The organism is Bacillus sp. CCNWLW194 (genome assembly GCF_037120585.1).
Taxonomy (GTDB): domain Bacteria; phylum Bacillota; class Bacilli; order Bacillales; family Bacillaceae_G; genus Bacillus_A; species Bacillus_A basilensis.
The window spans coordinates 198990-214776 of sequence record NZ_JBBBBL010000002.1 but is presented as its reverse complement, the minus strand read 5'-3'; the positions used below and the strand labels follow the sequence as shown (position 1 = coordinate 214776).

20 protein-coding genes are annotated in these 15787 nt (G+C 36.8%); 18 read left to right on the top strand and 2 right to left on the bottom strand.

Annotated elements, in window-relative coordinates:
* The first annotated feature begins 32 nt into the window (after nucleotides 1-32).
* From qcrA to V7S50_RS04415, 8 genes are all read left to right on the top strand, one after another.
* Nucleotides 33-545 (top strand): menaquinol-cytochrome c reductase iron-sulfur subunit, encoded by a 513-nt coding sequence (gene qcrA / locus V7S50_RS04450; RefSeq protein WP_063224154.1) that lies wholly within the window; start codon nucleotides 33-35, stop codon nucleotides 543-545.
* Nucleotides 546-1220, top strand: a complete 675-nt coding sequence (gene qcrB, locus V7S50_RS04445; RefSeq protein ID WP_000932700.1) for a menaquinol-cytochrome c reductase cytochrome b subunit — start codon at nucleotides 546-548, stop codon at nucleotides 1218-1220.
* 43 nt (nucleotides 1221-1263) lie between these two features.
* Nucleotides 1264-2031, top strand: coding sequence for a menaquinol-cytochrome c reductase cytochrome b/c subunit (gene qcrC / locus V7S50_RS04440; protein WP_242251201.1), 768 nt, complete (start codon nucleotides 1264-1266; stop codon nucleotides 2029-2031).
* Nucleotides 2032-2137: 106 nt separating this feature from the next.
* Nucleotides 2138-2728, top strand: coding sequence for a DUF1405 domain-containing protein (locus V7S50_RS04435; protein WP_242251203.1), 591 nt, complete (start codon nucleotides 2138-2140; stop codon nucleotides 2726-2728).
* Between the two features lie 25 nt (nucleotides 2729-2753).
* Entirely contained in the window at nucleotides 2754-3440 is a 687-nt protein-coding gene (gene lit, locus V7S50_RS04430; protein WP_242251205.1) for a lipoprotein intramolecular transacylase Lit, read from the top strand.
* A gap of 108 nt (nucleotides 3441-3548) precedes the next feature.
* Nucleotides 3549-4337, top strand: coding sequence for a sporulation protein YpjB (gene ypjB, locus V7S50_RS04425; RefSeq protein WP_242251206.1), 789 nt, complete (start codon nucleotides 3549-3551; stop codon nucleotides 4335-4337).
* A 112-nt stretch (nucleotides 4338-4449) separates the two neighbouring features.
* Entirely contained in the window at nucleotides 4450-5130 is a 681-nt protein-coding gene (locus tag V7S50_RS04420) for a zinc metallopeptidase (protein ID WP_033659816.1), read from the top strand.
* 100 nt (nucleotides 5131-5230) lie between these two features.
* Complete coding sequence (locus V7S50_RS04415) at nucleotides 5231-5872, top strand: uracil-DNA glycosylase (protein ID WP_242251207.1); 642 nt, start codon at nucleotides 5231-5233, stop codon at nucleotides 5870-5872.
* Nucleotides 5873-5900: 28 nt separating this feature from the next.
* Here V7S50_RS04415 and V7S50_RS04410 read toward each other — a convergent pair whose 3' ends face one another.
* Nucleotides 5901-6782, bottom strand: coding sequence for a YitT family protein (locus V7S50_RS04410; protein WP_063224148.1), 882 nt, complete (start codon nucleotides 6780-6782; stop codon nucleotides 5901-5903).
* A 353-nt stretch (nucleotides 6783-7135) separates the two neighbouring features.
* Between V7S50_RS04410 and V7S50_RS04405 the strand changes: the two genes are divergently transcribed.
* From V7S50_RS04405 to V7S50_RS04375, 7 genes are read left to right on the top strand one after another with little or no spacing between them, the layout of a single operon-like run.
* Nucleotides 7136-7477: a nucleotide pyrophosphohydrolase gene (locus V7S50_RS04405; RefSeq protein WP_002108639.1), complete on the top strand. Its 342-nt coding sequence runs from the start codon at nucleotides 7136-7138 to the stop codon at nucleotides 7475-7477.
* Nucleotides 7477-8277: a dihydrodipicolinate reductase gene (gene dapB, locus V7S50_RS04400; protein ID WP_336375974.1), complete on the top strand. Its 801-nt coding sequence runs from the start codon at nucleotides 7477-7479 to the stop codon at nucleotides 8275-8277. The genes V7S50_RS04405 and dapB overlap by 1 nt, the downstream gene beginning before the upstream one ends.
* A 14-nt stretch (nucleotides 8278-8291) precedes the next feature.
* Nucleotides 8292-8687, top strand: a complete 396-nt coding sequence (gene mgsA / locus V7S50_RS04395) for a methylglyoxal synthase (protein ID WP_000684766.1) — start codon at nucleotides 8292-8294, stop codon at nucleotides 8685-8687.
* An 11-nt stretch (nucleotides 8688-8698) separates the two neighbouring features.
* Nucleotides 8699-9403, top strand: coding sequence for a bacillithiol biosynthesis deacetylase BshB1 (bshB1, locus tag V7S50_RS04390; protein WP_063224146.1), 705 nt, complete (start codon nucleotides 8699-8701; stop codon nucleotides 9401-9403).
* A complete protein-coding gene (gene bshA, locus V7S50_RS04385) occupies nucleotides 9400-10545 on the top strand; it encodes an N-acetyl-alpha-D-glucosaminyl L-malate synthase BshA (RefSeq protein ID WP_336375973.1) in 1146 nt (381 codons plus the stop codon). The genes bshB1 and bshA overlap by 4 nt, the downstream gene beginning before the upstream one ends.
* Nucleotides 10532-11725, top strand: a complete 1194-nt coding sequence (locus tag V7S50_RS04380) for a CCA tRNA nucleotidyltransferase (protein WP_242251209.1) — start codon at nucleotides 10532-10534, stop codon at nucleotides 11723-11725. Before bshA ends, V7S50_RS04380 begins: the two co-directional genes overlap by 14 nt.
* Nucleotides 11710-12690: a biotin--[acetyl-CoA-carboxylase] ligase gene (locus tag V7S50_RS04375; protein WP_242251210.1), complete on the top strand. Its 981-nt coding sequence runs from the start codon at nucleotides 11710-11712 to the stop codon at nucleotides 12688-12690. The genes V7S50_RS04380 and V7S50_RS04375 overlap by 16 nt, the downstream gene beginning before the upstream one ends.
* Nucleotides 12691-12793: 103 nt before the next feature.
* Here V7S50_RS04375 and V7S50_RS04370 read toward each other — a convergent pair whose 3' ends face one another.
* A complete protein-coding gene (locus V7S50_RS04370) occupies nucleotides 12794-13183 on the bottom strand; it encodes a cupredoxin domain-containing protein (protein WP_242251905.1) in 390 nt (129 codons plus the stop codon).
* Between the two features lie 406 nt (nucleotides 13184-13589).
* Between V7S50_RS04370 and panB the strand changes: the two genes are divergently transcribed.
* Genes panB through panD form a run of 3 tightly spaced genes read left to right on the top strand, consistent with a single transcriptional unit; the run spans nucleotide 13590 to nucleotide 15670 of the window.
* Entirely contained in the window at nucleotides 13590-14426 is an 837-nt protein-coding gene (gene panB / locus V7S50_RS04365; protein ID WP_242251211.1) for a 3-methyl-2-oxobutanoate hydroxymethyltransferase, read from the top strand.
* Nucleotides 14426-15274 (top strand): pantoate--beta-alanine ligase, encoded by an 849-nt coding sequence (gene panC, locus V7S50_RS04360; RefSeq protein ID WP_242251212.1) that lies wholly within the window; start codon nucleotides 14426-14428, stop codon nucleotides 15272-15274. Before panB ends, panC begins: the two co-directional genes overlap by 1 nt.
* A gap of 12 nt (nucleotides 15275-15286) precedes the next feature.
* On the top strand, nucleotides 15287-15670 hold the full coding sequence (panD, locus tag V7S50_RS04355) for an aspartate 1-decarboxylase (protein ID WP_000490176.1): 384 nt from the start codon (nucleotides 15287-15289) through the stop codon (nucleotides 15668-15670).
* Nucleotides 15671-15787: the final 117 nt, after the last annotated feature.

Below are 15787 nucleotides of genomic sequence, written 5' to 3'. Positions count from 1 at the left end.
GGGACAATTTCTGATAGAGGGGGGAAATTTTCGTGAGCGAGAACGAACATCGTGTGTCAAGAAGACAGTTTTTAAATTACACCCTTACAGGGGTGGGAGGCTTTATGGCAGCGGGTATTTTAATGCCGATGACGCGATTTGCGCTTGATCCGGTGTTAAGAAAAGAAGCGGGAACGGATATGGTTGCTGTTGCACAAGTAAAGGATATTACAACAGAGCCGAAACGTTTCGACTTTAAGGTGAAGCAGGTTGATGGTTGGTACAAGTCTGAAGAGCCAAAATCAGCTTGGGTTCATAAAGATGAAAGCGGAGACATTGTTGCGTTCTCTCCAGTATGTAAACATTTAGGATGTACAGTTAACTGGAATTCGGACAAAGCACATCCGAATCAATTCTTTTGTCCATGTCACGGGGGCCGTTATACAAAGGACGGGATGAACATTAAAGGCACACCGCCCCTTGCTCCACTGGATGTATACGAATCTAAAGTGAAAGATGGAACGCTGTATTTAGGAAAAGCGAAGCCAAAAGGGGGTGCGAAGTAGATGCTAAATAAAATTTATGATTGGGTAGATGAAAGGTTAGATATTACACCAATATGGCGTGATATCGCTGATCATGAAGTACCTGAACATGTAAACCCGGCACATCACTTCTCTGCATTCGTTTATTGCTTTGGAGGGCTTACCTTTTTTGTTACTGTAATTCAAATTTTATCTGGAATGTTTTTGACAATGTATTATGTGCCTGATATTAAAAATGCTTGGGAATCGGTTTATTATTTACAAAATGAAGTTGCGTACGGACAAATTGTTCGTGGTATGCACCACTGGGGTGCTAGTCTCGTCATTGTAATGATGTTTTTACATACACTTAGAGTTTTCTTCCAGGGTGCGTATAAAAAACCTCGTGAGTTAAACTGGATTGTTGGTGTTCTTATTTTCTTTGTTATGTTAGGTCTTGGTTTTACCGGATATTTATTACCGTGGGATATGAAAGCGTTATTTGCTACGAAAGTAGGGATTCAAATTGCAGAGCAAACGCCGCTCATTGGTCCTTATATTAAAACATTACTCGCTGGTCATTCCGAAATTGTTGGCGCTCAAACATTAACTCGCTTCTTTGCTATTCACGTCTTCTTCTTACCAGCAGCACTTCTAGGTTTAATGGCCTTCCACTTCATCATGATTCGCAAACAAGGTATTTCCGGTCCGCTATAAGAGATTGCTAAATTAAAGGGGAAAGAACTAAAGGAGGGAGATTATGCATCGCGGCAAAGGGATGAAGTTTGTAGGAGATTCTCGGGTACCGGTAGCTCGGAAACCAAATATTCCAAAAGACTATTCTGAATACCCGGGAAAAACAGAAGCGTTTTGGCCGAACTTCTTGTTAAAAGAATGGATGGTAGGTGCAGTTTTTTTAATCGGTTATTTATGTTTAACAGTGGCGCATCCGTCACCGCTTGAGAGAATGGCGGATCCAACTGATGCTGGGTATATACCACTTCCAGATTGGTATTTCTTATTCTTGTATCAGTTATTAAAGTACTCTTATGCTTCCGGTTCATTTACTGTAATTGGAGCGTTTATTATGCCTGGGATTGCGTTTGGTGCATTACTTTTAGCTCCATTTCTTGATCGTGGCCCAGAAAGACGCCCATTGAAGCGTCCAGTAGCAACTGGATTTATGCTTTTATCGATTGCATCGATTATCTTTTTAACTTGGGAATCTGTAGCGCATCACGATTGGGAAGCTGCAAAAAAACAAGGAGCAATTGTAAAGACAGCACCAGTCGATAAAAATGATGATGGCTATAAATTAATGCAAAAGAACACTTGTTTAACATGTCACGGTGACAATTTGCAGGGCGGGGCAGCAGCACCAGCACTGCAAAACTTAACTTTAAAGCCAGAAGAAATTGCTAAAATTGCGAAAGATGGAAAAGGTTCAATGCCAAAAGGTATATTTAAAGGTACGGATGAGGAGCTGAAGAAGCTTTCGGAATTTGTTGCAAAGTATAATAAAAAATAATAAAAAGCTGACTACAAAATTTGTAGTCAGCTTTTTATTTTGATGAAAGAAAGTTTACTATATAATAGAGTAGAGTTTGATGAAAGAAAGGTGTTGGACATACAGCTTGGTTTACTTGTATGCAATGTTAAGACAACGCTCCGTATTATTACTTTTATTAGTTGTTAACATATTAGGTACAATTTACGGATTTATATGGTATGGAAATCAATTAAAAGAAACTTCCCCTATATTTTGGCCGTTTGTACCTGATAGCCCTATGGCGAGTCTCTTTTTTGTCTTTGTTTTAATTGCTTTTTTAATAAAGAGAAATTGGGGATTAATAGAGGCACTAGCGATTGTTACTTTAATAAAATATGGAATATGGGCTGTTGTTGTAAATGGGGTTATGATCTATGTAAAAGGTCCTATTGGTCTTATCGGGTATATGCTAATGCTTTCGCATTTTGCGATGGCAGTACAGGGATTGTTATATGCACCGTTTTACCGTATAAAAAAATGGCATTTTGCGGTAGCAGCTATATGGACATTGCATAATGATGCAATTGATTATTTATTTTGGCAAATGCCGAGATATGGAATTATGCATTTGTTCGTAGGAGAAATTGGTTATTTTACGTTCTGGCTAAGTATTGTTGTGCTATGTATTACATATTATTATTGCTTACGTGAGAACCGAAAACAGTTTTCTTTATGATAGTTAGGACATTTAGGGGGAGAAAATGAAGAAAAATAAGAGTGGTATAAAAATATTGGATCGATTAATTATGATAGTTGTTTCATATAGCATAGCATTTTCTATATTTGCACTCGCAACAACGGCGGTTGTATACGGAAAATGGCTATATTATTTTGAAATTGATTTTTTAAACATTCCAGATTTAGCGGATATGACGAAAGATGATATTAAAAGAAATTATGATGTGCTTATCACATATTTATCGCCATTTTTTGATGGATCATTGCAGTTGCCAACACTAGATATGTCTACAAATGGCCGTATTCATTTTGTAGATGTGAAAAATATTTTAGTAAAGATTCAATATGTAATGTATGCGACAATTATGATTGCAATGATAGGCGGCATGTATTTATTAAAAAAGAAAAATGAAAAGTTTTTACTGCACGGATCGATTTTAACAATTATCTTTCCGATAGCGCTCATGTTGCCGATTGCTATTAATTTTGAAAAGAGTTTTGTGATATTCCACAAGCTTTTATTCAGTAATGATTATTGGATGTTTGATATTGAAACGGATCCAATTATATTAATGTTACCAGAAGAATTCTTTATGCATGCTGCGTGTGCTATTTTATTATTCATTTTATTTGGTAGCATACTTTGTTACAGTTTGTATAGATACTTTGTAAAAAAGAAAAGGATGTCAAATAAAAAATTCTCTGCTTAAAGAGAATTTTTTTTGTTTGTAAAACGATAATATATTTTTCGGTCCAGTTCTGTTCTATTCTTGTCCACATTAACATATTTTGTACTAGTAGTTATAGGGGGGACCGTGATGAAGAGAACATTAATTGGACTGATTGCATTTCTAATTATAATGTTTCCGTTACGTATATATGCTGAAGAGTGGAGTGAACTAACAGGGTTGTTAGATGACTCATTACAATTAGTGAAGCGTAATGAAGATGAAAAAGCAGTACAAGTATTACAACATTTCTCGGAGCAGTTTGTAATAGAGGGGAATGAAAAAAAGCAAGAAGTAACGCCAGATCAAGTTAGAGTTATTTCTTTAGCTTACGACAAGGCGAAACAAGCTCTCGCGGAAGAAGATGTAAGTAAACAAGTTAAAATTGATAATGTGTTAGCCTTGCAGCTCGCTATTGATGCGCAAGTATCGAAGTATCAACCACTTTGGATGGAAAGAGAAAGAAAAGTAATGGATGCCTTTTCTCAAATGGAAAAAGCGATGAAAAAAGAAGATACAGGACAGTTTCAACAAACGTTAAACACATTTTTACATGAATTTAATATTATTTATCCAAGCCTAATGATCGCCTTGCCAGAAAACGAAGTGCAACGTGTAAATGCCCATTTATCTTATTTGGATGAATTTCGTAACGTTATGTTAAAAACGAAAGGCGGGCAAATGCAATTAGGAATCATTAAAGGGGATTTGCAAAAAATATTTCACACAGTAAAAAAAGATGAAATTGCCCCCTCTCTCATTTGGTTTATGACAATTACTGGAGGTCTTATTTTATTCACATTAACTTATGTTGGATGGAGAAAGTATAAAGGAGAGAGAGAAAAGAGAAAAAGTAATGTCCATTCTAAGAATAGATAATGTAATAAACAAAGATGCGGATTGTAAGGTTTATTCATTGACAATGATGGCAGAAGAAAATAGAATGAGAAGTACTATAATTAAAACTTCAATGGAGGTTCAGAGATTCATGATGTTTTATTTAATTTACTTCGCGATCATTTTGATCATACCGTTGTATGCACAGTCAAAAGTACGTAGTGCCTATAGCAAGTATTCACAAGTTTATTCAACATCAGGTATGACAGGAGCAGAAGTGGCTCGGAAAATTTTGGATGAAAATGGATTATACAACGTAGCTGTAGAAGAAACACCAGGTCATTTATCAGACCATTATGATCCAACTGCAAAAACAGTTCGCTTATCAACAGATAACTATTACGGTCATTCAGTTGCCGGTACAGCAGTTGCAGCACACGAAGTAGGACACGCAATTCAAGATGCAAAAGATTATAACTTTATGCGTATTCGTCATTCGTTAGTGCCAGTTGCAAACTTTGGCTCGAATATTTCTTGGATATTTATTATGATTGGTGCCTTTGCATCCATGTCTAACTTATTGTTATTAGGTATTATCTTAATGGCAGCAGGTGTTGTGTTCCAACTTGTTACATTACCAGTTGAGTTTGATGCATCAAAGCGTGCGATGCAACAAATTGAAGCGTTAGGAATTGTATCAACAGATGAATATGGCCAAGCTCGTAAAGTATTAAATGCGGCAGCATTAACATATGTAGCAGCTGCAGCTGTAGCGGTATTTGAATTATTACGTCTCGTATTAATGTACACTGGTATGCAGCGTAGCGACGACTAAAGACTATCAATTTTGATAGTCTTTTTTGTTTTGTGGATTGAATTATATAATGTATTGCAAATAGGAATAATAGAAGTAATGCGGAAAGGCGGTGGGGGAAATGAAATATCCAAGTCATCTAGTAAAACAAGTGAAAGAACAGAGTGCTTCTTATCAGCTAGAAGGTTTTTTAAGTGGACAAGGTCCTGAAAATCCGAAATTTATGTTGTTAGGAGAAGCGCCTGGTGAAACAGAAATTCATAATGGTATTCCTTTTAGCGGGAGAGCGGGAAAACAATTAATGGGTTTTTTAGAACGGATTGATGTTACAAGGGAAGAAGTATATATTACGAGCGCTGTTCGAAGTAGACCATATAAGTGGCGAGAGAAAAAAGAACGAAATGGTGAAATCATACAGAAAAAGTATAATAGAACGCCAAATCAAGGAGAAATACTTGCTCATGCACCTTTGTTAGATTATGAATTAGAGAAAATAAACCCGAAGCTTATCGTCACGCTTGGAAATATCGGCCTTCAACGTTTAACAGGAAAAAATAAAAAAATTACAGATGTGCATGGACAATTATTAAAACAGCCCATTCAAAAATTAAAGGATATGAAAAGTGCAGAGTTTACATGGTCAGAGAAAGAATATCATATTTTTCCGACTTTTCATCCTGCTTCAATTTTTTATAACCGGAGTTTATTGGAACTTATTTATGAGGATTTAGAGAGTCTTAAAAAATATGTAATAAAAAACTAGAAAAGCTAAAGAGCTTTTCTAGTTGCATTTATTTATGTAACGGATTTTTATTTTCATCTAATGTAAAACCTTCACCAACTACATCATGTACATCACTAACAGCAACAAATGCATGAGGATCTACAGAGGTAATAATATTTTTTAATTTCACGATTTCATTTTTAGCAACAACGCAATACAATACGTTCCGTTCCACTTTTGTATATGAGCCAACAGCTTTTAAAAAGGTTGCTCCACGTTCCATATCAGATAAAATTTTGGCAGCAATTTCATCGTTTTTATCTGATATAATAGTTGCTCCTTTCGCCGCATAGGCTCCTTCTTGCATAAAATCAATGACTTTCGCCCCAATAAAAACAGCAACTAATGTATACATGCCCTCGCGGTATGATAAATAGGTAAGAATAGAGACGATAATGACGATAGCATCAAACATAAACATCGTTTTCCCCATACTCCAGCCAACATATTTATGAGCGAGTCTCGCAATAATATCTACACCGCCAGTAGTCCCGCCATATTTAAATATGATCCCAAGCCCGATACCTATAAATGCCCCGGCGAATAAAGCCGCGAGTGTCATATCATTTTGTAAGTTTAAATGTAAGTTGAGAACTTCGTAACGCTGAAAAATCCATAGAAATAAAGATACGCTAAAGGTGCCGATTAGTGTATATAAAAATGTCGTTCTTCCAAGTAACTTCCAACCAATAATAAATATAGGGATATTTAAAATTAAGTTTGAGTAAGAAGGATCAAACTTAAATAGAAAATACAATAATAGTGTAATACCGGTAAATCCACCTTCTGCAAGGTGATTTTCAATATTGATATTCACAATACCGAAAGAAAAAATAGCGGAACCGATTAAAATAAAAATGATATTTCGAATCTTCAAATTTGATGTCATATAGAAATCCCCCTAATTATGTAAATGGCATTGCTCCGCTGAAACGGTAAAACATAATGATAAGTAATTTCTAGTTGTTAGTAAAAATAGTGAAGGTTGTAAAATCGCAAAAGAAAGTTTCACTTTACCCCGTTCCAACGGCTGGTAGGAGATAAAGCTCTGAAGAAGTACAAACAAGCCGTAGGAACCCGATTGGTTCGGGCTGATCTTTTGCGAAAAGCATGCAAAAGAAGTTTCACTTTATTATAGTCTATCCAAAAAAGGGTCGCAAATAGGTGTTTGGCGGGGAATAATATTTGTCAAATCGCGATGAATTGGCTAACATGAAAGAGGAAGGATTAGAGGTGAATTGTATGGAAGCGAAAACGATGAAGGATATGCAGAAAGAAGTAGATGCATATATTGGTCAGTTTAAAGAAGGTTATTTCAGTCCACTTGCAATGATGGCTCGTTTAACGGAAGAAATGGGGGAGCTTGCAAGAGAGGTTAATCATTATTATGGTGAGAAACCGAAGAAAACAACTGAAAAAGAACGTAGTATTGAAGAAGAGCTTGGAGATGTATTATTTGTTATGATTTGTATGGCAAATAGTTTAAATATTGATTTAGAAACAGCACATAACATTGTAATGAATAAATTTAATACACGTGATAAAGATCGCTGGACACGTATTGATGAGGGAGAGAAAGAATAATGAAAGAAATTAAAGTAATTATCGCTGGACCAAGAGGACGTATGGGACATGAAGCAGTCCTTCTTATGGAAAGAACGGAACATTTTAATTTAGTAGCAGCAGTGGATTATAAGCATGGTGGAGAGAAAATCTCTGATTTACCTGGCATGCCAGCGCTGGATGCACCTATTTACGCTGATTTACATACTTGTTTAGATGAAGTAGAAGCAGATGTGTTGTTAGATTTAACAACGCCAGAAGTTGGGAAACAACACGTTACACTTGCAGTTGAGCGTGGACTTCGTTCTGTTATTGGTACAACTGGATTTACAGAAGAAGAACTAAAGCAATTAACAGAGAATGCAAAAGAAAAGGCAGTAGGAACAATTATCGCTCCAAACTTTGCAATTGGTGGAGTTCTTATGATGAAATTCTCACAAATGGCAGCGAAGTACTTCCAAGATGTTGAAGTAATTGAATTGCATCATGATCAAAAATTAGATGCACCATCTGGTACAGCAGTAAAAACAGTAGAATTAATCCGTCAAAATCGTGAATCAAAGCAGCAAGGTCATCCAAACGAAGTAGAGCAACTAGAAGGTGCTCGTGGTGCAAATGTAGATGGTATTCACATTCATAGCGTGCGATTACCAGGACTTATTGCACATCAAGAAGTAATGTTTGGTGGAGACGGACAAATGTTAACAGTTCGCCATGATTCATTCAATCGTGCATCATTTATGTCAGGTGTAAAACTATCAATTGATACAGTAATGAATCTAGATCATCTTGTGTACGGTTTAGAAAATATTATCGACTAAAGGGGAGACAACGGATGAAAATTGCCTTAATCGCACATGACAAAAAGAAAAATGATATGGTTTCGTTTGCGTATGCATATAAACCGATTTTTGAACAGCATGAATTATTTGCAACAGGAACGACAGGACTTCGTATTATGGAGGCAACTGGCTTAGTTGTAACAAGATATCAATCGGGTCCTCTTGGTGGCGATCAAGAAATCGGTGCCATGATTGCAAAAAACGATATGGACATGGTGATTTTCTTCCGAGATCCACTAACTGCTCAGCCGCATGAGCCAGATGTAAATGCATTACTTCGTTTATGTGATGTATATGCGATTCCACTTGCAACGAATATGGCAAGTGCTGAAATGTTAATGCATGCATTAGAGCGAGGAGATTTAGATTACCGCAAGTTTAGAAAATGAGGGGAACAATTATGAGTGGATTACATATATTAGCGTTTGGTGCCCATGCCGATGATGTTGAAATCGGCATGGCTGGTACCATTGCTAAATATACGAAGCAAGGGTATGAAGTAGGTATTTGTGATTTAACAGAAGCTGATCTTTCTTCTAATGGAACGATAGAGTTGAGAAAAGAAGAAGCAAAGGTCGCTGCTCGTATAATGGGAGTAAAAACGAGACTGAATTTAGCGATGCCAGACCGTGGTTTGTATATGAGAGAAGAATATATACGTGAAATTGTAAAGGTGATCCGTACATATAAACCAAAACTAGTTTTTGCGCCGTATTATGAAGATCGTCATCCAGACCATGCCAATTGTGCAAAGCTTGTGGAAGAGGCTATTTTTTCAGCTGGGATTCGTAAATATATGCCAGAACTTCCACCACATCGTGTGGAGTCTTTTTATAATTATATGATTAATGGTTTTCATAAGCCGAATTTTTGTATAGATATTAGTGAGTACCTTTCTATCAAAGTGGAAGCATTAGAAGCGTATGAAAGTCAGTTTTCAACAGGGAGTGATGGTGTGAAAACGCCATTAACAGAAGGTTATGTTGAAACTGTGGTTGCTCGTGAGAAGATGTTTGGGAAAGAAGTTGGGGCCTTGTATGCCGAAGGGTTTATGAGTAAGAAACCGGTTTTATTACATGCTGATTTAATAGGGGGATGTAAATGAAATTAAAAATAGGTATTACATGTTATCCTTCTGTAGGTGGTTCTGGAGTTGTTGGAACAGAATTAGGAAAGCAATTGGCGGAACGCGGGCATGAAATTCATTTTATTACATCGGGTTTACCATTCCGGTTAAATAAAGTGTATCCAAACATTTATTTTCATGAAGTGACGGTAAATCAATACTCTGTATTTCAATATCCACCGTACGATTTAGCGTTAGCAAGTAAAATGGCAGAGGTTGCACAACGAGAAAACCTTGATATTTTACATGTGCATTACGCAATCCCGCATGCAATTTGTGCTTATTTAGCGAAACAAATGATTGGAGAGCGTATTAAAATTGTTACAACCTTGCATGGAACAGATATTACTGTGTTAGGTTCCGACCCTTCGTTAAATAATTTGATTCGTTTTGGTATTGAGCAGTCTGATGTTGTTACTGCTGTCTCGCATTCATTAATTAACGAAACGCATGAGCTTGTAAAACCAAATAAAGAAATTCAAACTGTATATAACTTTATAGACGAACGTGTATATTTCAAGCGTGATATGTCTCAATTAAAGAAAGAATACGGTATTAGTGAGAGTGAAAAGATAATTATTCACATTTCAAATTTCCGGAAGGTGAAACGTGTACAGGATGTTGTTCATGCATTCGCTAAAATTGTTCAAGAAGTAGATGCGAAGTTGCTTCTTGTTGGGGATGGACCAGAGTTTTGTACGATTTTACAGTTAGTGAAGAATTTACATATTGAAGATCGCGTCTTATTCCTAGGAAAGCAAGATAATGTTGCAGAACTACTTGCGATGAGTGATTTAATGTTGCTTCTATCGGAGAAGGAAAGTTTTGGTCTTGTTTTATTAGAAGCGATGGCGTGTGGTGTACCTTGTATTGGAACAAGGGTTGGAGGTATTCCAGAAGTCATTCAACATGGTGAAACAGGGTATGTATGTGAATTTGGCGATGCAACGGGAGTGGCCAACCAAGCCATTCAGCTATTAAAGAATGAGGAACTTCACCGTAATATGGGAGAACGAGCAAGAGAAAGTGTTTACGAGCAGTTCCGCTCGGAAAAAATCGTCTCACAATATGAAACGATTTACTATGATGTGCTAAGGGATGACAAAAATGGAAAGATTTAAAAAAGCTAGTTCTATTATTGAGACATTAAAGCAACAAGGACATGAGGCTTACTTTGTTGGTGGGAGTGTAAGAGATCTCATTATCGATAGGCCAATTGGAGATATTGATATTGCGACATCTGCTTTACCAGAAGAAGTGATGGCTATATTTCCAAGACATGTGCCTGTCGGTCTTGAGCATGGAACTGTAATTGTTGTAGAAAATGGTGAGCCTTATGAGGTAACCACTTTTCGAACAGAAAGCGAATATGAAGATTTTCGAAGACCTAGTAGTGTTCAATTTGTTCGTGCATTAGAAGAGGATTTAAAACGTCGTGATTTTACAATGAATGCAATTGCTATGACAGAAGAAGGCGAAATGGTGGACTTATTTGCCGGACAGGAAGCGATTCAAAAGAGAGAAATTGTGACAGTTGGAAATGCTGCTGATCGTTTTCAAGAAGATGCCTTACGAATGATGCGTGGTATTCGGTTTGTAAGTACGTTAGGATTTTCTTTAGAAACAAAAACGAAGCAAGCAATTGAAACATATGGACATTTACTAGAACATATAGCGATTGAACGAATTACAGTGGAGTTTGAGAAACTGTTAACGGGTACATATTGCGTGAAGGGCTTACAGGAATTAGTAGAAACGAAGCTATTTTCTCATCTACCATATTTACAAATGTCAGAGGAGAGACTGTTAAAAGCTACGCAGTATGAATGGGATTCTTTTGAGACGGATATCGAGGCATGGTCATTTTTCTTATATTGTATCGGAGAAGAGCATCCATCGGTATTTTTACGTCAATGGAAGTTTTCGAATAAAAAAATAAAAGATATTGTTGCAGTTTTATTGGCAATCCGTACGAGAAAAGAGAAGGAGTGGGATACGGTCCTTCTCTATAAAACGGGAATTCATATCGCTGAAATGGCTGAAAGAGTATATGAAGCGATGATTGAAAGTTATGACCGTACATCTGTTAAACGAGTACAAACATTGTTTCAATCATTGCCAATAAAGAGTCGTCAAGAAATGAATGTGACTGGGAATGATTTATTAAGCTGGGCAAATAAAAAGCCTGGTCCGTGGGTTGCTGAAATGATTCAAAAGATTGAAGAAGCAATCGTACAAGGAAACGTAGTTAATGAGAAAGAGTGTATAAGGGAGTGGCTGCAAGAATGCAATCTACTATAAGAAAGCAGTTATTGCAAGTTTTTTCTGAAGCGGATGGCGAGTTTGTATCTGGCCAAACGATTAGTGATAAACTTGGTTGCTCGAGAACCGCTGTGTGGAAACATATGGAGGACCTTCGTAATGAGGGCTACGAACTTGAAGCTGTACGTCGATTAGGCTATCGAATTGCGAGTAAGCCGGACAAAGTGACTGCGAATGAAATTCAGTTAGGATTACAAACGAAACATATTGGTAGAACAGTGTATTTTGAAGAGTCTGTTGAATCTACGCAGCATATTGCAGCAAAACTTGCTTATGAAGGTGTAGAAGAAGGAACAATTGTTGTGGCAGAAGAACAAACAGCGGGTAGAGGTCGTTTAAGTAGAAAATGGCATTCACCAAAAGGGACAGGAATTTGGATGAGTATTATTTTACGTCCGTCAATCCCAGTTCATCATGCACCACAACTTACTTTGTTAGCGGCTGTTAGCGTTACGCAAGCAATTGAAAAGTGCACAGGTGTAAACGTAGGAATAAAATGGCCAAATGATATTTTAATTCAAGGGAAAAAGGCTGTAGGTATATTAACAGAAATGCAGGCGGATCCTGATAAAATCAATGCTGTTATTATGGGCATTGGTATTAATGCGAATCAAAAACAAGAACATTTTGATGAGGAAATTCAGCATATTGCTACTTCTTTGGCGATTGAAGCAGGTAAGCCAATTGTTCGTGCAGAGCTTATGCAACAAATCTTTTTACAACTAGAAAAATTATATGAAGAGTATTTACAAAATGGTTTCTCTGTCATTAAAATCCTTTGGGAAAGCTACGCTGTGAGCATAGGGAAAGAAATTACCGCTCGAACGATGCGACAGTCGATTACAGGGCTAGCAAAAGGAATTACAGAAGAGGGTGTATTACTTCTAGAGGACCATGAAGGAAAAGTACATCACATTCATTCTGCGGATATCGAAATTAAGTAAAAGAAGTTCCTCTTTTGGAACTTCTTTTTTTATTACAATATTTTTGAGCTGAGTTTGTAATACAATAATCAATTTTTGAATATCGTCTGGTTGCCTATACTTGTTATTTGACGATTACTTTGCCCTCCATTCCTTTCAGGAGATGGTACCGACATATTAATTCATATGTACCGGTACTTTTAGGTTTTACAGTAATGCTTTTTTCTTTTCCCGACTCGACTACGACATCAATATCGAGTTTTTTTACTGTAAAGGTATGTTCATTCTTACCTTTGTTTTTTAATAACAATGTTGTTGACTCTTTAATTGGAATCGTGATGACGTTTGGACGAAAGTAATCATCGTTTAGTTCGACCTCAATTACTTTCGTTGAATCGATAGGTTGTGTTACGGCGTTAACTGAGGCATATGCATGGAAGGAGCTAAAAGTTATCATCCCTACACTCATCACAAGCAAACCGATGAATCGAAATAACCATTTGTTTATAGACATTCGCAATTCTCCTTTTGTAAGTATGTTTCCTCAATTAACCTGCATCATTATTTTAAGAGTTATACTATGCATTTAAAAAGTTGTTTATCGTTCTGTGGTTGATTTATGTTTAAAATTTCACATATCGTAATGAGGATAAAAATTATTTTTTCAAAAAAATGTAGTAATTTCTTTTCGGAGTTTGCTATAATTAGTTCGAATGTGGGCAGTATCAGAGCGAACTGCACCATGATTCGAAGCAATACGAAAAATAATAACTTGGATTCTGCCTTGATCCAATAACGGACTGGGACAGAGGGATGAATAATGCCGACTAACACACAACCCTTCTGCCCTTTTATGGCCAGAGGGGTTTTTTATATGATTTCGGCCATCTCCTCTCTCCTGCATAAAGGAGGAGTAGTTTTTGAAAACAAAAACAGATTTTTTGAAAATGAAAGAGCAAGGTGAGCCGATTACAATGCTAACGGCGTATGATTATCCATCTGCAAAATTAGCAGAAGAAGCTGAAGTTGATATGATTCTAGTTGGAGATTCTCTCGGGATGGTTGTACTTGGCTACGATTCAACAGTACCTGTAACAGTAGAGGATATGATTCATCATACGAAAGCTGTACGCCGCGGAGCAAAAGAGACGTTTATTGTAACTGATATGCCATTTATGTCGTATCATGTGTCGTTACAAGATACGATGGTGAATGCACGCCGCATCGTTCAAGAGAGTGGTGCCCATGCACTGAAGGTAGAAGGTGCGGGAGAAGTGATATCGACTATTCACTATTTGACGAATGCGGGAATTCCTGTCGTGGCGCACTTAGGTTTAACTCCTCAATCTGTAGGAGTGCTAGGTGGATATAAAGTACAAGGAAAAGACGCTGAAAGTGCAAAAAAATTAATAGAAGATGCGAAGAAATGTGAGGAAGCTGGTGCGATTGCACTCGTGTTAGAGTGTGTGCCAATGCAGTTAGCAGAACTTATTTCAGAGCAATTAACAATTCCAACAATCGGGATTGGCGCAGGACAAAAAGTAGATGGGCAAGTGCTTGTTTATCATGATCTTATCTCATATGGGGTAAATCGTGTTCCGAAATTTGTGAAGCAATATACGTCTGTTCAAGAAGTAATTGTACGTGGGATTTCTCAATATGTTGCTGAAGTAAAGACAAGGCAATTTCCTGAAGAAAAACATTCGTTCACAATGAAAGAGGAAGAATGCTTAGCGTTATACGGAGGAAAACAATAATGAAAATCGTAACGACAGTACAAGAGATGCAGCGAATTACAAACGAACTGCATGCAAGTGGAAAAAGTATTGGTTTTGTTCCAACGATGGGTTATTTACATGAAGGGCATGCGACTTTATTACGTAAGGCAAGAGAAGAAAATGAAATTGTAGTTTTAAGCGTGTTTGTCAATCCGCTACAGTTTGGGCCGAATGAAGATTTAGATCGATACCCTCGTGATATTGATAGAGATGAAAATGTAGCAAAAGAAAACGGTGTAGATTATTTATTTTATCCGAGCGTAGAAGAAATGTATCCAGTAGAACAAACGACAACGGTAGAAGTTGTGAAGCGTACTGATGTATTATGCGGTAAACAAAGACCAGGTCATTTCGCTGGTGTTGCGACTGTACTAATGAAACTATTTAATATTACATTACCAACACGCGCTTATTTCGGTATGAAAGATGCACAGCAAGTTGCTGTCATTGAAGGATTTGTCGCTGATTTTAATATTCCGGTTACTATTGTACCAGTTGATATTGTAAGGGAAGAAGATGGATTAGCGAAAAGTTCTCGTAACGTGTATTTATCACAAGAGGAGCGTGAAGAGGCTCCTCATTTATACCGCAGTCTATGTATAGCGAAAGAAAGAATTGAGGTAGGCGAACGTAATTCAGAAATCATTACAACTCTTGTGAAAGAGTATATTGAGACGTATACGAAAGGCACCGTAGATTATGCTGATTTATATGCCTATCCTTCATTACAAGTAATGGATAAAATTGAAGGACGAATTATTTTAGCAATTGCAGTCAAATTTGATAATGTACGATTAATTGACAATATAACATTAAAGGTGAACTAAGGGGGAGCATCTATGTTTCGCACAATGATGAGAGCGAAGTTACATCGCGCAACAGTAACAGAAGCAAATTTAAATTATGTAGGTAGTATTACAATTGATGAAGATTTAATGGATGCAGTAAATATTGTAGAAAATGAAAAAGTACAAATTGTAAATAACAATAATGGTGCTCGCTTAGAGACATATGTTATTAAAGGAGAACGCGGTAGCGGTGTTGTTTGTTTAAATGGTGCAGCTGCAAGGCTGGTACAGCCAGGGGATAAAGTTATTATTATTTGCTACGGTTTAGTGGCAGAAGAAAATATTCATAAACAAGAGCCGAAAATTGCAGTATTAGACGATGATAATCAAATTATTGAAATGTTAGGTGCTGAAAAAGCGGGTACGATATTATAAGTAGGAAGGCTATCTCTATTACAGAGATAGCTTTTTTGTGCATCTTTTCATTAAGATGAGATAAAACGTGGTATAGTAACATTATATAATTTTGTGTTTGATAGGTAAGAAATTGAG